The sequence below is a fragment of the Planctomycetota bacterium genome (assembly GCA_035384565.1).
GTDB lineage: Bacteria > Planctomycetota > PUPC01 > DSUN01 > DSUN01 > DAOOIT01.
Genome location: DAOOIT010000038.1, coordinates 1 through 19842, shown reverse-complemented (window position 1 = coordinate 19842; position 19842 = coordinate 1). Strand labels below are relative to the sequence as shown.

General features: G+C 67.5%; 12 protein-coding genes and 1 tRNA gene. 3 read left to right on the top strand and 10 right to left on the bottom strand.

Annotation, left to right across the window (positions count from 1 at the left end; all coding sequences use genetic code 11):
* Positions 1 to 34 precede the first annotated feature (34 nt).
* The 5 genes from PLE19_14695 to PLE19_14675 all read right to left on the bottom strand — a co-directional run bounded on the left by PLE19_14695 (position 35) and on the right by PLE19_14675 (position 9851).
* Positions 35 to 739, bottom strand: coding sequence for a hypothetical protein (locus PLE19_14695; GenBank protein ID HPD16199.1), 705 nt, complete (start codon positions 737 to 739; stop codon positions 35 to 37).
* Between the two features lie 43 nt (positions 740 to 782).
* The gene (locus tag PLE19_14690) at positions 783 to 2360 is read right to left on the bottom strand and encodes a transglutaminase-like domain-containing protein (GenBank protein HPD16198.1); all 1578 of its coding nucleotides are present in this window, start codon (positions 2358 to 2360) and stop codon (positions 783 to 785) included.
* Between the two features lie 133 nt (positions 2361 to 2493).
* Entirely contained in the window at positions 2494 to 6558 is a 4065-nt protein-coding gene (locus tag PLE19_14685) for an FG-GAP-like repeat-containing protein (protein ID HPD16197.1), read from the bottom strand.
* Positions 6559 to 8334, bottom strand: a complete 1776-nt coding sequence (gene sppA, locus PLE19_14680; GenBank protein ID HPD16196.1) for a signal peptide peptidase SppA — start codon at positions 8332 to 8334, stop codon at positions 6559 to 6561.
* Positions 8335 to 8438: 104 nt separating this feature from the next.
* The gene (locus tag PLE19_14675) at positions 8439 to 9851 is read right to left on the bottom strand and encodes a UTP--glucose-1-phosphate uridylyltransferase (GenBank protein HPD16195.1); all 1413 of its coding nucleotides are present in this window, start codon (positions 9849 to 9851) and stop codon (positions 8439 to 8441) included.
* A 135-nt stretch (positions 9852 to 9986) separates the two neighbouring features.
* Here PLE19_14675 and PLE19_14670 point away from each other — a divergent pair, with 135 nt between their 5' ends.
* Positions 9987 to 12779: a hypothetical protein gene (locus PLE19_14670; protein HPD16194.1), complete on the top strand. Its 2793-nt coding sequence runs from the start codon at positions 9987 to 9989 to the stop codon at positions 12777 to 12779.
* Positions 12780 to 12794: 15 nt separating this feature from the next.
* On the opposite strand, the gene PLE19_14665 is transcribed toward PLE19_14670, so the two are convergent.
* The gene (locus tag PLE19_14665) at positions 12795 to 15386 is read right to left on the bottom strand and encodes a DUF4838 domain-containing protein (GenBank protein HPD16193.1); all 2592 of its coding nucleotides are present in this window, start codon (positions 15384 to 15386) and stop codon (positions 12795 to 12797) included.
* 10 nt (positions 15387 to 15396) lie between these two features.
* The gene (locus PLE19_14660) at positions 15397 to 16443 is read right to left on the bottom strand and encodes a uroporphyrinogen decarboxylase family protein (GenBank protein ID HPD16192.1); all 1047 of its coding nucleotides are present in this window, start codon (positions 16441 to 16443) and stop codon (positions 15397 to 15399) included.
* Between the two features lie 103 nt (positions 16444 to 16546).
* Here PLE19_14660 and PLE19_14655 point away from each other — a divergent pair, with 103 nt between their 5' ends.
* Complete coding sequence (locus PLE19_14655; GenBank protein ID HPD16191.1) at positions 16547 to 17080, top strand: DUF177 domain-containing protein; 534 nt, start codon at positions 16547 to 16549, stop codon at positions 17078 to 17080.
* Here the strand turns inward: PLE19_14655 and PLE19_14650 are convergent.
* From PLE19_14650 to hisC, 3 genes are read right to left on the bottom strand one after another with little or no spacing between them, the layout of a single operon-like run.
* The gene (locus tag PLE19_14650) at positions 17077 to 17658 is read right to left on the bottom strand and encodes a response regulator (GenBank protein HPD16190.1); all 582 of its coding nucleotides are present in this window, start codon (positions 17656 to 17658) and stop codon (positions 17077 to 17079) included. The genes PLE19_14655 and PLE19_14650 overlap by 4 nt on opposite strands.
* A 14-nt stretch (positions 17659 to 17672) precedes the next feature.
* A complete protein-coding gene (hisB, locus tag PLE19_14645) occupies positions 17673 to 18272 on the bottom strand; it encodes an imidazoleglycerol-phosphate dehydratase HisB (GenBank protein HPD16189.1) in 600 nt (199 codons plus the stop codon).
* Positions 18269 to 19333: a histidinol-phosphate transaminase gene (gene hisC / locus PLE19_14640; GenBank protein HPD16188.1), complete on the bottom strand. Its 1065-nt coding sequence runs from the start codon at positions 19331 to 19333 to the stop codon at positions 18269 to 18271. The genes hisB and hisC overlap by 4 nt, the downstream gene beginning before the upstream one ends.
* A gap of 161 nt (positions 19334 to 19494) precedes the next feature.
* On the opposite strand from hisC, the gene PLE19_14635 reads away from it, so the two are divergent.
* Positions 19495 to 19569: transfer RNA gene (locus tag PLE19_14635), tRNA-Phe, on the top strand.
* Positions 19570 to 19842: the final 273 nt, after the last annotated feature.

The window sequence follows — 19842 nt, the reverse complement described above, 5'->3', positions numbered from 1 at the left end:
ACACGGGCCGGAGGCCCTTGGCGCCGAGAACGAGTCACTGGCCAGACGCGGGCGGCGGAGGCGGCGCCTGCTGCCAGGCGACGGCCGGCGCACGCTTCGGGCCGGCAAGGAACGAGCCGAGGAAGAGCACCAGGCCCACCGCGGCCACGACGGCGCCGGGAATGAGCAGGCCCCCTTGAGAAGCGCCCGCGGCTCTGGGCGCGGGCATGACGTAGCTGACGACGCGCCGCGCCTCGTCCCACTTGGCCTCCGTGGCTCCTTCGGGAAGCACGCCTTTGGTGGTGCCGCGCACCGGGCCCATCGGGCCGCTGCCGGCCTCACTGAAGTAAAACGTGCGTTCCTTCTCGTTGAAGGTGGTGAAGATGGCGCCCTTCGCCACGGGGATTTCCCAGCGATTGCCGAGGTTCTTCGCCGCGCCCTGCACCGTCATGGAGAACGTGATGGTCCGGTTCGCATCGTCCCAGTCGGCCTTCTTTTCCACCACCTCCGTGTCGGCGCGGCTCGAGGCCAGGTCGCGGAGCATGAGATAGAGGTTCGACACGCTGTCGCGCAGGCGCTGGTACTGCATCATGGGCAGCGTGAGCTTGATCACCACGGCCATGTCGCCGTTGGGCTTGAGCGTGAAGCCGCCGTCGTAGAGGATCTCGCCGCCCGTAACCGCCGTGGGAACCATCGCGGCTCCGGCAGCCAGGAACAGAAGTGCCACGAGCGGGATCGCACCGTGCAGTCGTCGCGTCATTTGTCAGCTCCTATGTTGAGACTGGCGGGCTGTGGCCCCGGGTTCAGCGCTGGGCCGTGATGCCCGCCATCATGCCCATGGAGTTCACAACCTGCCCGCGCATCGAGCGGCCGTCGGCCGCCACGGCCATCGTCATTCGCAGCGGAAGGCCCTGGGGCGGCACCTGCATGCCATCCATCGTGTACACCGCGTTATTGCACGTGACCACGAGCATCTGTCCCGTGAGGGTGCCCGTGAAGTCGTTGCGTTCGGTGAACTGGTGCATCATGCCGTCGGGGCCCTGCATCTGGTAGGCCGAGGTTGCGATGAGCGCCACCTGATTGCCCTGCATGGCGATCTGGAACTGGCCCTGCGCGACCATGCCATTGGGGGCGGTGATGCTGTAGACCCACTGGCCGGCAATGCTCTGGGGCGGCGGCGGAGGCGGCGGCGTCGGGCCGACCTGGCGTCGCTCACCCCCCTCGTCTGCGCCGTCCACCAGGGCCACCACGCCCCACTTCTCCAGGATGTCGGCGGGCAGGGGCTCGAGTTCGGGGTTCGACACGCCGTTCACCCAGCATTCGCGCAGGTTCACGAGGTTGAAGCGCCCGTTCTCGTTCACCTTGTTCCAGGTCTTCATTCCGCTCTCGATGGCCTGAGCGAAGTTCATGGACTTGGCGCCGCCATCGCCGACGCCCGTAGCCTCCACGGGGATGAGCCGGCCGCTCGGCGTCTGGCCGATGGGGAAGCAATGCCCGTCCATGCTCACCAGGTAGGGCGTGATGTTCACCGAGTTGAGCAGCGCGGCGTAGAGAATGGCCAGGTCAATACAAGTGCCGCTGCGCTTCTGGATCGTGTCCCGCGGATACTGGAGGCTCTGCACGAGCTTGACGTCGTAGGACATGCTCGGGTCGGCCAGCGCCTGCGGGTGCTGGTAGCTGATGCGGATGGTGCGCATGATGTCATAGAGCTCTTTCATCACCTTGATGCAGCTCTCGTCATCCGTCGAGGCGCCCACGCCGCCGGCCTTCTTGTTCGCCATCGAGGCAAGGCGCGACACGGGGTCGTCCTGTCGCGACACCCAGGCGGCCAGGAGCGGCGAGTAGGTGTCGAAGTCCTGGAACGCCGCCGTGCGCTCCTCCGCCGTGAGATCGGAGAACACGAACTCGTGTCGCCCCAGCAGGGTGATCTGCTTGGTTTCCTGGATCTCTTGCTTCTTTCCTGCGGGGTCGAGGTACTCGCACTCCATCTGGATTTCGGCCGGCGCCCGGCTGGTGAGCTTCGCGCACGCGCTGCTCAGGATCGGGTGGTAGAGGTCCACCACCGTCTGCGTCGGGTCCACGGCCTCGTACTGGTGCCAGGAGGTCCAATCCGCGTACTCGCCAAGTTTGTAGCGGAACTTCAGCTTCGTGATGCGACCGTCGGTGCCGTTGCGGAAGACGGTCTTCGCCAGCCACATGGGCACCACGCAGTCCTTCAGGCCATAGGACTTGTAGGCGCCGGTGATGACTCTGTCCTTGACCTGCATGCGGCAGGTCGGCTCTCCTCGGGCCCCGCCCCGGCCAGAGGTCAGGGCGAAGGCCCCAAGCCCGCCCCCCACCACCAGCAGCAGCACCCCCACCACCCTCAGCTTCGTGGCCATTCCCTTCTCCTTGAAGCCTGCGCAGAGTGCGCGAGCACATACCCACGGCCTCTGCGTGATGCCACCTCTAGTCCAACGCTCGGTCCCGCGCTTGTCAATCCCCCTTCGGGCGCTCGGCCAGGGGGCAGGACGCCTATCGCGCCTCCCTGCCGATGATGACCTCGTTGCGCGAGTCGGGCTTGATAGTGAGGCGCTGCCGGATGACCGTGCCATTGCTCAGGACGACCTTGACGCCGTACTCGCCGGCAGTTGCGACCCCGAAGAAGGCTTCGCGCGGCGTCTGACGGTTGTAACCCTCGACGCGGCACACCTGCTGAAACCCGACCACCTGGTCGGGCAGCCGGTAGAGGGTGACTTTCGCTCCGAGCGCCCCGAGCGGGGCGCGAACGAGGACGCTGACGTAGTAGCGATTCTGCCCCGTGACGAACGGGTTCAGGAGGAGCTGGCTGCGGCCGTTGTCGCGGAGCACGATCATATCGAGGTCGCCATCTCGGTCGAAGTCGGCGAAGAGAGCGAAATTGGTTTTCTCGCCCCGTTCGCCCGTCGTGCCGTACTCGTCGGCCTTGTCGGCGAAGGCGTGGTTTCCCTTCTGGATGTACAGGCGATTCCGTTCGCTGGCATTGCACACGAAGAGGTCGGGCAGGCCATCGTTGTTCACGTCGCCCCAGGTGGCCCAGAGGCTGTCGTTCTTGTCGGTGGCCATGGGGCCTGTGGTGCTGAGCGCGTCCTTGAACGTCCCGTCGCCCTGCCCCTGCATCAGGAGATTCTTTGCCTGCGCTTGGGGGACGAAAATGTCGGTCTTCCCGTCATTGTTGTAGTCGGCCACGGCGGGGATGATGAGCGGGCTATTGCCCGTCGCTGGCGAGGGGTACGTCTCGTACGAGAGGGCGGCCGCGGGCACGGCGCTGAAGCCGCGACGGCCGCCGTTCCGCAGCAGGATGGGGCCATCGGAGTTGTAGAGGATGTCCTGAAGGTCGTCGCCGTCGCAGTCGAACACGACGTACTGCGGCCAGGCCTTGCCCGTGAGGAAACTGGGGGCTTCGAAGCCGCTGCCCTTCTTGACGAGGAAGCCGACCTGCTCGGTGACGTCGTCGAAGACGAACGGCTTGCCGCGCACGGAGCCGAAGAGGATCAGGGTGCGGAAGGGGCCGACATACTCGCCGAAGATGTCGGGGCGGCCGTCCCCGTTGGCATCCAGCACGCCGATGTTGGCGAAGCCGTAGTTCGCATAGGCGCCTGCCTTCGCGATCTCGGGCACGAGGCAGCGCGCAGGGTCGAGCCGGAACATGGGCGTGCCCTTCCCCACGTTCTCGTAGAGGGCCAGCTTCTTGGGGTCGCGCTGACGAGCCGCCCCCGCGCCGCTCCAGAGGCCCCGGCACACGACGTCGAGGTCGCCGTCCCCATCGAGGTCGGCCCAGCAGATCGGCTCGTCGCCCGTGTCAATCCCCGCCTGCTCGGTGATGTCGCGGAAGACGATCTCGCCGCCCGGCTTGGTCTCGTTGCGGAACACGGGCACGAGGGGCGAGTCGCCGGGCTTGCGACGGATGTCAAAGGCGATGTCGAGCATGCCGTCGTTGTCAATGTCCATCACCCATCCGCCCACGGGCTTGAAGGTCTTCACCGCTTTGGCGAGATCGCCAGCCTTCTCGGTGATGTCAATGAAGGGCCGAATGGCCTCGTCCTTGCGGACTGTGGCGGCAATGGCATCGGCCACGCGCTTGTTGAGGTCGCCGATGGCGGCTCGGTTCTTCTCAACGCAGGCGGTGTTGCCGAACTGGTCGCCCAGTCTGGCCAGGGCGTCGCTGGCTTCCTTCCACTTGCCCTGCTCGGCAAGGCGGCCGGCCTCGGCCAGAAGCTCGGCTGCTTGCCCCTCCTTGGCGATGGCCTCCACCCACTCGAGTTGCTGGAGCCATCTCGCCGTGTCGGCGTCCGGGGGCTTCGGCGCGTGCTCGCCGAAGAGGCCCTTGGCGGCCTCGCAGTCGCCGCGGTACAGCTCGACCAGCCCCAGCAACACCTTCTTGCCCTTGAGGCAGTTGTACTCATCGCGGTCCAGGTCCACCGTCCGCAACTGCGCGATCGGGAAGCTCCCGCCAAGGGTCGAGTGCAGGATGCCGTCCTCCACTTTCGCGATGGGCCGCCCGATGCCCTTGACCAGGGCGCGGCCCTTGTTGGCTGCGCGGACGGCCAAGTCGCGGGTCACGTCCTCGAAGAGCGCCGCGATGCGGTCAACGTCGCTCTGCCCAGCCGCCAAGAGGTCGGCGAGCGCCTTGTTGGTTCCTGCCCTGGCGGGGTCGAACACGGCGCGAGCCTCCTGGAACTTGCCCGCGCCGACGAGGGGGGCGGCCTGGACCACCGCCGCGGCAAACTCGCGCTGCGCCGCGCGCTGCTCGCGCGCGGCTACGAGGTCGGCGATCTTGGGGAGAGCAGCCTTGCTGGCCTCCACCGCCTCGGGCAGGCCCAGCTTCGCCAGGCCTTCGAAAAGCGCCTTGGCGGCGGCGAGGTCGCCCTGGCGGATCAGTTCCTCGCCCTTGCTGGCCTCGGAGGCCACATAGCTGGCCTCCGCGCGGGCGAGCTGGGCCGCGAGATCGTCGAGCATCGCCTTGGTCTTCTGGGTCTTCTCCTTCAGAGGAGGGTCCTGAAGCGCGGCCCGGGCCTCGGGAAAGCGATGCTGAGCGATGTGGTCGAGGAGGCTCGCCTTGAAGTCGTCCTCGGCTTTCCAGCGCGCCTTGAGGTCGGTCAGGAGGGCTCTTGCCTGGGCAGCCTCGGGCGTGCCGGGATACTGCGTGAGCGTGAAATCGGTGAGGCGCTTCTCGATGTCGCTGCGGTCCTCCGAGTCGCGGGCGAACGCCGTCAACTCCTGGAGCACCACCTTGGCGTCCGGCTTGGCCGCAACCTTTGTCGGCGTGGAGGTCCTTGGCGGCGGGGCCTTCCTCGTCTCCTTTGGGTCGCGCGGCGGCGGGGTTGCCGTCTTCGGCGTGGGCGCGCTGGCCTGGGCGGGCGGCTGCTCGCCCTTCCTGCCCAGAACGGCGAAGAGGACCACCAGGAGGACGAGGACGGCCGCGGCGGCGCCTCCGATGAGGAGTTTGCGTTTGGTGGCGGCGTCTGCCGCCTGGCGCTGCGCCAGGCGGTCGGCGAGGGCAGCGGCCCTGAGCTGCGGCTTCGTGGCGTGACGCAGGGGTTTGCCCGCCAGGGCCGCCTCGATGTCGTCGAGGAGTTGCCACGCGTTCCGATAGCGGTCGTCGCGCTTCTTCTGCATGCAGTGGTGGATAATCGAGACCACGTCCTCGGAGAGCTGTGGCGAGTTCTTGCGAGGGTCGGGGATCGGGTCGTTGAGGTGCTTGGTCATCACCACGGCGCCGGTGGGGCCGTCGTACGGCACGTCGCCGGCGACCATCCGGTACAGGGTGGCGCCGAGGGCATAGATGTCGGCGCGGCCGTCAATGTCCTCCTGCCCGCGGACCTGCTCGGGGGAGATGTAGTAGGGCGTGCCCACCGGAATGCCGGCCTGGGTGATGGCCTTGTCGGTGCGGATCTCCTTGGCGAGGCCCAGGTCGCCCAGCTTCGGCGTGCCGTCCTTGGCGATGAAGATGTTGTCGGGCTTGATGTCGCGATGGACGATGTTGTGCTTGTGGGCATGCTCGAGGGCCGTGGCGATGGCGGCGCAGATCTCGAGGCTCCGGCGTTCCGAGAGCTTGCCGTCGCGCTCCAGGATGTTCCGGAGGTTCTCGCCATCCACGTATTCCATGGCGAAGTAGTAGTAGCCGTCGGCCTCCCCGGCATCAATGGCTTGCACGATGTTGGGGTGGTTGAGTCGGCCCGAGGCCTGGGCCTCGCGGATGAAGCGCTCGACGAAGTCGCGCTGGCGGGCGAGACGCGGGGCCATGACCTTGACGGCCACCACCTTGTCCAGGCTCTCCTGGCGGGCCTTGTAGACGGTGCCCATTCCGCCCTGGCCGATGCGGGCGATGAGCGTGTACTTGCCGATGTGGCTGATGCGGGGCTGGTTGAGCGCCTGGGTGATCGCGGCTTCCTGGGCGCGATTCAGGTAGCCCTTCTTGATGAGCACCTCGGGCAGCGTCTCGCTGAGGCCCATCTCGTTGGCCTTGGCCACCAGGCGCAGGCACTCCTCCGCCTGCTCCTGCGTGAGGTATTTCATCGAGATCGCGAGCAGCGCGAATTCCTTGTCCGTCTTCGGCATCTAGCGGACCTCGATGAGGTAAGGCATGACGGCCAACACGTTGCCGTCGCGGAGCGCCTCGAGCAACGCCGCGTACGGCCTGGCGGGGTGCAGCAGGCGGGGCGCGAGGGCGGAAGAGGCCGGTTCGACGGCCGAGCCGGCGGACCCGAACAGCGCTTCGAGAAAGCTCTTCTCTCTGGGAAGGATGACGGGCTGAACGTCCTTGCCCTTGAGGCCCGCCTTGGCGGCCGCGAGGTCGAACGCCTCCCTCAGCCCGCCCAAGGCGTCCACAAGGCCCAGCTCCCTCGCCGTGCGCGCCGTCCACACGCGCCCTGTGGCCAGCGCCTGCATCTTCTCATCGGGCATCTTGCGGCCGAGGGCTGCCTTGTGCACGAAGTCGGCGTAGATGTCCTGCATCAGGGCCTTCACCCGATCGCGTTCGTGGTCAGAGAAGGGCGAGTAGTCGGAGAAGAGGGCCGCGTTTCTGCCGCGGGTCAGCATCTCCTTCTTCACGCCGATCTTGTCATACAGCCCTCGGAGGACCAGCTTGCCTCCCAGGACGCCGATCGAGCCTGTGATCGTGGCGGGCTGCGCCACGATGGCATCCGCGCCCATCGCGATATAGTAACCGCCCGAGCCCGCGACGTCCGACATGGAGGCGATGACCGGCTTTCCCGCCTTGCGGGTGCGCTCGACCTCGCGCCAGATGAGGTCCGACACCAGGGCGGAGCCGCCGGGGCTGTCTACCCGCAGGACTACGGCCCGCACCGTGGGGTTGGCTCGAATCGCCTCGAACGCCTTGCGCATCTCGGCCGCGGTGACCACGCCGCCGGGGAGCAACGCGCTCTCGCCCTCGGCGATCATGCCGCTGGCGTACACGATCGCGATCTTCGGACGATCGGTGGCCGGGATATCCGGCTTCGGCTTCAGGGCCGCGAAGAACGTGAACAGGTTCACCTCGCTGAAGTCGGTGCCCCGGTCGCCCAGGCGGTGATAGCCCTTCACCAGGGTCACCTTGCCGCCCAGGTCCTTGCCGATCGATTCGATGAACTGGTCGAAGTAAGACACCTCGTCAATGAGGTGGAAAATCCTGGCGTCCTTGGCGCAGTACGGCCCGCCGTCTATCGCCTCCTTCACTTTGATCTCGGGCAGGTTGCGCCCCGAGGCGATCAGGGCGACGAACTGGGCATAGAGGTCGTCCAGAAGCTCGTTGAGGACCGCGCGATGCTCCTCGGACATCGAGTCGCGGGTCAACGGCTCGCCGGCCGACTTGTGTTTGCCGAAGTGGATGATCTCGGCCTGGATGCCGGCCCAGTCGAGGAGGCCTTTGAGGAAGGTCGCCTCGGCCCTCATGCCCGTCAGCAGGATCATGCCCCCTGGTGCCGCACAAATCCGGTGGGCGCTGCATGCCAGCGCGTAGTCGGTGTTGCTGCACGCCTCCAGATAGCAGTAGACGCGCTTCCTGGCGGCCTTCACCTCCTCGAGGGCATCGCGCAACTCCTGAAGCTTCGCCAGGCCCAGAGTCGGGTGGTTCAGGTGCAGCAGGATGGCCTGCACCTCGTCATCCTTGGCCGCTTTGCGTATAGAGGCAGTGAACTCGTGGAGCAGGTGCTCGCGTGGCCCGAGCAGGGGCTCCATCTGGCGTTGCTCGGCGATGTCGCCTTCGAGCCGCACCTCGACCACGCGGACCGTCTTCGGGCCGGCCGCCTCCACGCCCTCGCACAGCCCGGGCGAGCCTGCCGCGGCGAGCGTGCAGGCGAGCGCAACGGCCAGAGCAGATGGCCGGCTGGTCCCCATACCGTCCTCCTGCCGGAAAGCGCGCACGGTGCGCCTGACCTTGAGGTTCACTATAGCCGAAAGGCCATCACAATTCAACCTCTTCGACAGGCTCGGGGGGCGCCTCACGGCTGAAGGTTGAGGCCGCGCGAGAGGTCGAGGTCCTTGGGCAGCTTCTGACGCAGTTCCTGGGCGTCCAGCGCCACAAGCGGGGAGATTTCGATAGGCACCGCCACGTCGCCCCGGGCATCGCGCGGCACGCCGAACCCAGCCTGCTCGAGCCAGCGTCCGAAGAGGTTGATCTGCGCCTGGCGGGCCGTGGCGGGCGAGTCCTCCCCTTCCTTGTTCTTGATCGGGGCGAACTCTTCGGCTCGGTCCACCATCAGCACCAGCGTGCTCTTGGCGTAGGGGATGGCGTCGAAGATGAACTTCTCGAACCGGTAGCCGTTCGGCGCGTCGGGGTCCACGTGGCGCCCCGCATCGTCGAGGAACTTGATGCGCTTGAGGGCCGGGTGGTAGGGCAGGTCCACGCCCGCCGCGACCACGCGGCGGAAGAAGGCCACGTTGATGGCGTGGATCGCGATGCTGCCGGCCAGGAAGACCAGCTCGTTGCGCTCGTTGGTGGCGTACTTGTACCGGTCGGGCAGGTGGCTGTATTCGATCACGTGGAGGCGGCCGTCGCGCGAGCAGAAGACCCCGAGCCCCTCGTTGGCATCGCGCTTGGGCAGGGCCTTGCTGGCGAAGTCGGAGCCGCGCTCGATGTGGTAGCCGATGAACGTCGGGTCAATCGCCTTGATGAGCGGGTTGTCCACCTGGAAGTACGAGATCTCACGGATGCCGCGGCGCTGCATGTCCTCCAGCGCGCCGCTGGCGTGAAGCGCCTGAAGCACCCCGCCGTGGCCGTTGGGGCTCATCGCAAGGGCGCCCTTCTCCGCCAGCAGAAGCTTGCCGGCCTTGTCCACCGAAGGCGACAAGGCCTGGCTGAAGAAGAACACGTCGTCCCGCGGGAGGCCCAGGTAGCCGTGCTCCTCGAAGTAGGCCCGGGTGGGCGCATCGGTCGCTTCGCTGACCATGATGTACCAGGGGATGCGTACGCCGTAGCGGCGGCTGGTGGCGAGGATTTTCTCGGCGTGCAATTGGAAGAGGGTCTTGCCGCTGATCGGTGCTGCGGGATACGTGCCCTTGGGCGGGATGTAGCGGAGGCGCGTGCCGAGGCCGCCCGCCACCACCAGGGCAGCCACGTGGCCGGCGCGGATCGCGTCCTCCCCGATCGCCGTGGCGCGCCGCCGGGCCGCCTCCCCCTCGGGCGTGTCCGGCACGCTGACCGGCTGCGCGGGCTTGAGTTCGCCGAAATCGGGCGTGTGCGGCGCCAGCACAAATGCGGCGATCAGACGGCCCAGCTCGGCGAAATCCAGCGCCGCCACCTGCTCGAGCAGGTACGCGCGCCAAGTCGCGTCCAGCTCGTTCCACCAGCGGAAGATATGGCCCTGGCCGTGCTCCTCGGCCAGCGCCCGCAGTGCCCCGAAGTCCGCGCTCAATGGGCTCTCCTCGTGTGGAGGCTGGATTATACGATGCGCGCGCCCGCGAGTCAAAAGCCCTTTACCGCGGCACGCCCAGGCGGTATACTGCTCTCTAGAGCGTGTCCGCCTCCGAGGCCATGCCAGGGGATCGCCATGAAGCTTGCATCCGCGCTGTCGTTCTTCGTCGCAGCCGCCGCCGTTGCCGCCGCGCCGCCGGGGCCCGAGAACCTCGCCCGCAAGGCCAAGGCGAGCGCCACGACGGAATACTCGAACCAGTACCTGGCGAAGTTCGCCACTGATGGAGTGGTGCCCGAGCCGCTCTCGCACGAAGATGTCGGCAAAGCCTGGGCTGTGAAGGGCGACCTGGAGCGCAACGGCTCCACCTTCACCCTCGAGTGGGCCGAGCCCGTCAAGGTCGCCGAGATCGTGTACTACGCACGCACCGCCTGGTTCCTGGAGGAGGGCTGGAAGGACTACGAGGTCCGCCTCGACGACAATCCCGCCGTGGCCGCCAGAGGCACGCTGGCGTTGGACGCCCAGCCTCAGCGGATCAAGGTGCAGGCCGCCGCGGTGCGGAAGATCACGATCAAGTTCCTCAGCTCGTACGGCGGCATGAACCCTGGGGCATCGGAGATCGAGGTCTACGCCGAAAGCCCGTCCAAAGAAGCCCTGGCCAAGGTGCACTCGATCGCCGCGGCCGTGGTGCCCGAGGAGTCGCCCGAGCTGGCCCAGGCCGTGGCCGACGGCAGGCTGGGCTTCGACAAGCTGGCCGTCGTCCAGCGCAATGAGCTGAACCCGTCGCACGTCTACACCGCTTGCGCCGAGGGCTTCTCGCCCGGTGGCGGCTTGTACATCCTCTCCCCTGCCCGTCCGGACGGCAAGCTCCAGGAACTCGTGGCCTCGCCCCAGGGCCAGATTCAGGACCTCGATGTCTCCTACGACGGCAAGGAGATCGTGTTCAGTTGGCGCAAGGAAGGGAATCTGGGTTACCACATCTACCGCGTCAATGCGGATGGCACGGGCCTCACGCAGCTCACCGACGGCGAGTGCCACGACTACAACGTCGCCTGCCTCCCCGACGGCGGCATCGCGTTCATTTCCACCCGGGCCGCCATCGTGCCGCTGTGCTGGGTGACGCCGGCCGGCGCGCTCTACCGCATGGACCGCGACGGCAGGAACATGCAGCGCCTCTCGGCCAACTACGTGAACGACTTCACGCCCAGCGTGCTGCCCGACGGCCGCATCATCTACTCGCGCTGGGAGTACGTGGACAAGCCGGCCATCCCGATCCAGAGCGTGTGGACCATTCACCCCGATGGCACGAACCTCAACGTCTTCTACGGCAACGGCGTGCTCAGCCCCGCCAGCCTGCTCGAGGTGCGGGGCATACCGGGCACCACCGAGGTCCTCTCGACCCTCACCGCCCACAATGGCCCCATTCGCGGCGGCGTGGGGGTGATCAACCGCAACCGCGGCCTCGACGCGCAGGAGGCGATGCTGAATCTCACGGGCGAGGTGAACCTGGGCATCGCCCACCGCGGCGACGGCAACCACGTGCGCGGCCCCTACGAGAACCCGTATCCCCTTGACCCCGAGCACTTCCTCGTGTCGAAGAAGGGCAGCATCTGCGTCGGCTCGCGCTCGGGCAAGTGGGCCATGGTCAAGGCGCGGGAGGGCCGCTTCGGCCTCTACAACCCGATCCCCCTGCGCCCAAGGCCTGTGCCACCCGTCCTTGCCCCCAGCACTGTCCCTGAACTCGAGCAGCCAGACGAGAAGCGCCCCGCCGCAGCGGCCGCCGAAGCAGCGGTTTACATCCTGGACATCTACGATGGCCTCACGCCAGCCGTCGAGCGCGGCAGCGTGAAGCAGATCGCCGTCGTGCAAGAGCTGGCCAAGAGCATCCGCACGCAGGTCCTGGGCTTCGGCTTCCAGCGCCCTGTCATCTCGTGCGGCGCCACCTACGCCCCGAAGAAGGTGTGGGGCTATGCCCAGGTCGAGGCCGACGGCTCGGCGCACTTCAAGGTGCCTACCGGTGTGCCCATTTACTTCCTTGCCCTCGACGAGAGCGGCCAGGCGGTGCAACGCATGCGCAGCTTCACGCATTTCGTGCCCGGCGAGCGCCGCGGCTGCATCGGCTGCCACGAGCCTCGCAATGCCACGCCCAGGACGCATCAGGCTCTGGCCATCAGCCGCCCCCCCGAGGCCCTCGCGGCGCCCGAGTGGGGCACGGAGCACTTCGACTACTCACGCATCGTTCAGCCTGTGCTCGACAGGCACTGCGTCAAGTGCCACAGCGGCGTCGAGCCGCCCAAGCGCGTGGACCTCACGGGCGGCAAGACCGAGTGGTTCAGCGTCTCGTACGACACGCTGAGTCAAGGCTACGTGAGCTGGATCAACACGTGCAACGGCCATGAGGCGAACATCCTCCAGATCGCGCCCAAGACCTGGGGCTCGCCCGCCAGCAAGCTCACGCCCATCCTCATGGGCGGGCACGTGGACCAGGAGGGCAAGCCGCGCTTCGCCCTGTCGGACGCCGAGCGCCGCCGCCTCTTCACCTGGATTGATCTGAACATCCCCTATTACTCCACGTACGACATGGCCTATCCAGACACCGAGGGCGGGCGGCGCCTCGTGCCGAGCGACCTGAAGGCCAAGTTGGCCGAAGTCGCCCAGCGCCGCTGCGCCGAGTGCCACCAGAAGGGCGTGCCGCAGCGCGGTTACATCCGCATCACCGAGCCTGAGCTGAATGACTTCCTCGTCGCCCCCCTCGCCAAGGCGGCCGGCGGCCGTGAGTCGTGCAAGAAGCCCGTCTTCACCACCAAAGACGACCCCGACTACCAGCTCCTCCTCAAGTGCTTCGAGCCGCTGCGAGCCATGCTGGCTCAGAAGCCGCGCATGGACATGCCGGGCGCTGTCGCGGCCAAGGTGAACGATTCGTGCCAGTAGGCGCGTGAGCCTGGGTCATGGCTCCAGAAGCACTTTGGCCAGCCGGTCCGCCTCGTGGACCGTGCAGAAGCTCACCCAGGTGTCAATGCCGAGTCCCCCCGCGCCGCTGAGGGCCGGAGAGGTGACTCGGATGACGTTGAGGTAGAGCTTTCCCCCAGGCTTCACTCCTCCAGGGATGGCTCCCGAGAGAGGAATCGCCAGCCGCGTGACCCACCTGTCGGCTGCCGTGGTGTCGGAGGCGGCTCGCACGCCGTGCTCGCTGATGGGCACGTTCATGCGGAAGTTCACCTCGCCGTGCGAGAGGGCGATGATCTGGGCGCTCGGGCTGACGGCGTACTGGCGATAGGGCACGGCGCGCTGGGCGGCGATGAAGACCTCCCAGTCGTCGTAGGGGAAGACCTGGGCGGATGTGACCAGTTTCCTCGTGTCGCAGGCGTCGGCCAGTTCGAGGTAGACGTAGCGGCCGTCGTGCGCGATGCGGCCCGAGAGGGCGCGGGCCGACGCCCTGTCCCCTCCCCTGTCATACCAGTGGGTGGGCAGCCTGGGGTCCTGAAGGGGCGCGGCCTTGGCCCACTCCACCCGCGAGGGGTCGCCGCCGGCGTCGCCCACTCGGGGCGCCGTGAGCGACGGAATCGCCGCCTTCTGGCGGCTCACGAACTGCTCGCGGCCGGCGACCATGTAGCTCCACACGGCCTTCTCGAAGAGGTCTATGCGCGCCCTGACCTGCCGCAGGTTCGCAACCTGCGGCAGGTCGGCTGCGGCCTTTGCCTTGTCGAGCAGGCGGGCGAACTCGATCATGCGGGCCTCGGTGCCCAGATGGCCCCAGGAGAGCGCAGAGCCGCTGACTCTCTCCTTCGGGTAGTTGGCGGGGTCGCAGAAGACCTCCTCGATGCCCAGGTAGAGCTGCTTCATCGGCGCGGCGGCAGGGCCATAGAGGCCGCCGAAGTACTCGTCAAGCAGCTTATCCACGTCGAGCGCCGGATCATCCATGAGCTTGAAGGTGACGTAGGACTCCACGTCCTGGCCGTAGCCGCAGTGGAACATGCCGCGGAGGCCAAGGCGTGCGAAGAGACGCATCTGCTCACCGATGGTGTGGGCGAAGAAGCCGGGGAAGCAGTGGTACTTGCCGTTGTCGGCGAACTCCTTGGGGAAGGTGTAGTAGAGCCAGAGGTAGAGGGGGCGCTCGCGGTCCTTCGCCCACTCCTCAAGGAGGCGAATCTCGTGCTCGTACTGGCGGCGGTCGTGCGGCGCGCGGTTGCAGGCGAAGCAGAACTGGACGGCGATGCTGGGGTCGAGCTTGACCCGCGTGGGCGGCGCCGCGTGGCTCGCGTAGGCAAGCGTCACCAGGCCCTTGTCGGGATGGGTCTTGTGCAGTTCCTTCGCCACCTCGTTGACGAAGTGGAAGAAGTAGTCGCTGTGGACGCCGGTGGAGTAGAACCCGCCCTCAGCCCTGGGGGCGAGGAGCTTCTGGCACGCGACGCACTTGCAGAAGGAGGAGTTGTCCATCGGCTCGACGGGGAACTGGTTGGGGAGCGTGGGGTTCCAGAAGATGCCCTGGTCGCGGCCTGTGGCCTTGCCGTCGTAGTAGTCGCGGGCGTCCTGGGCGAGCTGCTCGATGAGGGCGCGGCTGGTATAGCACATCTGGGGCGGGGTGGCCTCCTTGTCGTAGCCCTGGGCGAACATCTCGGGCTTGCGGGCCACGAAGAGCCTGGCGGCGGCGAGGTCGCTGCTCTTCTCCCAGAAGCGGTGGTAGTAGCCGTAGAGCGAGTGGTTGCAGCGGTTCACCTCGCCGCCGTTGCGCATCCGCAGGAGGAAGAGGTGGGCCGCATGGCGGCGCGCGAGGGCGAACCGGTTCGGGTCGGGGTTGCGTTCGCGCAGCGCGGGGTAGGCAGCGGCCTCATAGGCGGCGTACTGGGCCGAGCCGCGGTTCCAGAAGGTGCTTGTCTGGTCGTAGAATGACGGGTTGTCGCCGAAGGCCCCGATGGCGTCGCGGAAGGCGAAGAAGGGCTTGCGCCGCACGTCGCGCCCCATGACGACGAGGGTCCTGGCCTGGGGGCAGATGGTGCCGAAGTCGGTGGGGTTGAGCCATCGGACGCCGCAGAAGCGTTCGAGGAAGTCGTAGGCGGCATAGAGGGTCGCCTGCTCGTCCCAGAAGCTGGGCAGGCCCTCGCAGACGGCGGGGTTGTCGCCATCGTACGTCACCGCGCCGCGGTCGTCCTTGTCGCGTCCGACGAGGATGAGCTCGCCGGGGAGCAGGCGGATGGCGTACTCCTGGGTCCTGAGCGATTCGCGCGTGAGGCCCAGCTCCCTCGCTCGCGCCGTATCGCCGACCCAGATTCTGACGCTGTGGACGGGGCGGCTCTGCCCCGCGTCTTGCCCCTTCACGATGGGCAGGAGCGCGCCGGTGATCTTCCGCACGTGGTACTGAAGCTCGAAGGCCGCAAGTTGGGCGGCCCGCGTGGGCGTCGCGTCGAGCACAATCGCCGCCTCGGGCCTTCCGTCTCGCACGAGCACCAGCGGCCGCCGGGGCCGTCCGGCGAACGGCGCGCAGCCCACCAACGCAAGCGCCACGGCAGCTACCCCGAGCCAACAGCCGTGCCATTGCATCGCGGTCTCCTCACAGCTTCAGGGGATAGGTCCCGAACTCATCGCGCGCCTCGCGCATGGCGACGAAGTTCTCGGGCTTCACCGACGAGTGGATCGAGTTGGAGCTGGCGAGGACGTAGGCGCCGCTGCGGGCCGCGTCCCTGAAGCACTGGCGGACGGCGGCCTTGACCTCCCCGGGCGTGCCCCAGGTGAGCAGCGGGCCGCAATCCACGTTGCCGCACAGGCACAGGCGGTTGCCGTAGCGCTCGCGGATCGCCTTCAGGCTCATGCCCGCCGGCGGCTCGATGGCGTGCAGGCCGTCCACGCCGGTCTCCACGATCATGTCGAGAATCGGGTTGATGTTGCCATCGGTGTGTTTGATCACGAAGGCGCCCGCCTCGTGCCCCGCATCCACCGCCCGCTTGAGGCCGGGCAGGAACAGGTCGCGGAAGTGCGCGGGGGACATGAAGGGCGAGTTCTTGTCCGCATAGTCGTCGCCCAGCACGATGAAGTCGGCCCCTGCGGCCGCGGCCCGGCGAATCTGCACCAGGTCGTGGCTCTGGCACACCTCGATGAGATCGTGCACCAGGCGCGGGTTGAGCACGATGTCCATCAGGAAGTTCTCGACGCCGCGAATGTGAGCGGGGTTGAAATACGAGTCGCGCGCCATGAAGAAGATAGCCTTCTGGCCCTTGTAGCGGGCGACGACCTCGGGCAGATGGCCGAGAGCCTCGGGGCCATTGGGGTCGGGCGGCGTGTAGTGCTTGAGGTCCTCGGGCGTCCGGATGGGCGCCTCGACGGGATAGGGCGACGACTCGGCGGTGAAGCCCCGCAGCACGCCCCACTTGTCCCGGAACAGCTTCTTCTCCTCGTCCACCCAGTGGACCTGGGTCTTCTCCCAGGTCGAGCGGTTGAGGCCCACCGCATCGAGGCCGAAGCGGTCGGCGAACTCGTAGTAGTTGCAGCCCGGGTAGATGGCCTCCATGACCGCCTCGTCAATCACCAGCTCCATCATCGGCACGCGGTCGGGCGTCGTGCGACGCTCGAGCGCGGTGCGGACCCGTTCGTATCCGTTCACCTGCGGTGCCTCCAGAATCGCTGGAAGGAAACTGCCCTATCTGCTACGATGCTCATTATACGGAATCACGTGGACATGTGAAGCTGAGGAGCGAGGCACGGAGATGAAGATCGCTGTCCCGTCGCTGGCGGACCGCCCGACCACGCTGGATGCCACCCTGGCGCCGGGCGAGCTGGACCTCATCGCCGAGCACACGGTGTTCGAGCACGGCGTCCAGGTGTCCGTCACGGTCACCCGAATGCAGGAGGATGTTCTGGCAAACGGCAGGGCGAGCACGGTGGCCACGGCCGAGTGCAGCCGGTGCCTGGACCCCGTGCCGGTGGAGTTGCGAGGGGAGTTCGAGGCGCTCTTCGTGCCGGAAACAGGGGCCTACGGCCAGCGCATGGGCCGCCGCGACTTCGAGTGGGGCGATCAGCGGGTGAACTTCTACACGGAGATGACGGTGGACCTGACGGAGGAGATCCGCCAGTGCCTGCTTCTGGAACTGCCGATGAAGCCGCTCTGCCGCACCGACTGCAAGGGCCTCTGCCCCCAGTGCGGCCACAACCGCAACGAGGGCCCCTGTTCCTGTAGGACTGAGGAGCCGGAGGACCCCTGGGAGAAGCTCCGCTCCCTCCTCCCTCCCCGGAGGCCCTAAGCGCCCGCCTTCCGAACGCCGGCGGCCAACGACGCAATGGCGGCGGCATCGGCTGCGGCCAGCGCCCGCTGAAGCTGCCGCAGACGCTCCAGGGGAAGGCCATGCACTCCTGCCTGAGCGAGGTCATCGCCCAGCGCTCCGAGCACCTCGGCAGCCGCCTGGCATGCGCGGGTTGCTTTCGCCTCGGAGGCGCCTCGTGCGTCGTCTCGGAGGGCGGCGCGCTCCAGCGCGGCGCGCACGCGCGCACACACCGTGCGAAGACGCAGCGGCTTGGCGAGGTAGTCGTCGGCTCCGGCGCGGATGGCCTGCGTGACGATCTCCTCGGAGCCGTATCCTGTGATCACGATCACCGGCAGGTCGGCGTGCTTGCGGCGGATCGTGGCGAGCACCTCGAGGCCGTTGATCCCGGGCATCTGGATATCCAGCAGAACCAGGTCGGGGCGGCCCCGCTCGATGGCGGCGATGCCCTCGCGCCCGCAGTCGGCGGTGACGACGCGGTAGCCGTCCTTGGCCATGAACTCCTCGAGGAGGCCGCGCAGGCCGGGGTCGTCATCAATCACCAGAATGGCCTTCTGCACGTCCGCTGCTCTCCTCACAGAACGCCCTTCGTGGAGGGAACATCCGACACGCGCGGGTCCCTGGCCACCGCTTCGCGCAGCGCGCGCGCGAGGGCCTTGAAGATCGCCTCTGCCATGTGGTGCGTGTCGCGCCCATAGGGCACCCGCACGTGGAGGGTGAGTCCCGCATTCCCGCCCAGCGCCCGGAGGAACTCCTCGACCAGTTGCGCATCGAAGGCTCCTGTCTTCTCGGTGGGGAACGCCGCGGCGAACACGAGGAACGGGCGGCCGCTGAGGTCGAGGCTCACCTCGGCGAGCGCCTCATCCATGGGCACGCTGGCGAACCCGAAGCGGCGGATGCCGCGCTTGTCGCCCAGGGCCGCCGCCAGGGCTTTCCCGAGGCAGATGCCCACGTCCTCCACCGTGTGATGCGCATCCACGTGGGTGTCGCCTGTCGCCTTGATCTCCAGGTCGAGGCCCGCGTGCTTGCCCAGGAGATCGAGCATGTGGTCCAGGAACCCGATGCCCGAGGCGATCCGGGTGCGGCCTTCGCCATCGAGGTTCAGGGCCACGGCGACGTCGGTCTCCCGCGTCTTCCGGCTCTCCGTGGCGCTGCGGTTCGGAACGTTCGTCATGGTCTCGTGCCCCTGAGAGTGCGCTCGATGCCCGCCAGAATGCGATCGGTCTGCTCCGGGGTGCCCACCGAGATGCGGAGCCAGTCTTTCAGCCTCGGGTCGCCGAAGGTGCGGACGAGGATGCCGTCGCGCTGGAGCGCCGCGGCGAAGTCGCGGGGCGAAGGCTCGGTGCAGACGACCGACACGAAGTTGGTCTGCGACGGGTAGACGAACAGCCCCATCGCGCGCAGCGCGGCGCTCAGCCGCTCGCGCTCGAGGCGGATGCGCGCCACGTTGGCCCGCATGTGCGCCACGTCGTCCAGCGCCGCTACCCCGGCCGCGATGGCGAAGCGGTTCACGTTGTACGAGTCCTTCACCTTGGCCAGCCCCCGGATGATCTCTTCGCTGGCCAGCCCGTAGCCGAGACGCACCCCGCAGAGCGAGAAGGACTTCGAGAAGCTGCGCAGGATGATGACGTTGGGGAAATGGCCCAGAAGCCCCAGGCAGTTCCCCTCCGCGAAATCCACGTACGCCTCATCCACCACCAGAACGCCGTCCACGCGGCTCGCGAGGCCCGCAATCGCGGCCGGCTCCACCCAGGTGCCCGAGGGCGAGTTCGGGTTGCAGGCGAAGGTCACCCGCGCCCCGGGCTGCGCGAGGTCCTCGGGCAGCGAGAAGTCCGGCGGGAAGTCCACCCAGCGCATCCGCGCGTCCTGTATCTCGACGAGCACCTCGTAGAGCGGGTACGTGGGATGGGGCGCAACCACGAGCTCACCGGGACCCACGAGGCTGCGCAGAATCATCGTCAGCAGATCGTCCGAGCCATTGCCCACAAGCACCTGGGCAGGAGACAGGCCGTGGTATCTGGCGATCCGCTCGCGGAGCGGGGTGGCCATCGCGTCGGGGTAGAGGCGGAGGCTCTCATCGGCGGTCGCGCGCAAGGCCTCCAGCACCTTGGGCGAGGGCGGATAGGGGTTTTCGTTGGCATTCAGCTTGGCGTAAATGGGGCCGGGCGGCTGCGCGCCGGGCGTGTAGCCCGACATCCTGTCAATGCACGGCCTGAAATAGCTCTTGGCTTTCATTGGCGTTTGCCTGCCCCCCCGCCCCGGCCCGTCGCCGGGTGTGGTAAGTATAGCAGAAACTCCCCCCCAATCCAAGCGGCGAGCAAGCGGAGCCACGTGGCCCGGGGGCAAAGCGGCATTTGACAAGACAGCCAGCGTCTGCTATAAGTATACAAATGCGTGGGTGGGTAGCTCAGTAGTAGAGCACAGCACTGAAAATGCTGGGGTCGTGGGTGCGATGCCCACCCCACCCACCAGCCAGAAGGGCAAGGGACTCCGCAAGGAGCCCCTTGCCCTTCGCACTTGAGGGCGGCGCGCGGGTGTGGGCCGGAATTGTAGGTGGCTGCGGGAGCTCCGAAGGAGCGAAATAGGATAGCCCAGGGCAACGCCCTGGGAACAAGACCGCCCCGCGGCAGCCCTGACAGGGCGGAATAGGGAGCTTCTATCCCGCCCCTTCAGGGCTGGACCCGTGGAGCCCGCTGACCCCAGGGCGTTGCCCTGGGCTATCCCATGCGAGCCCTTCAGGCTCC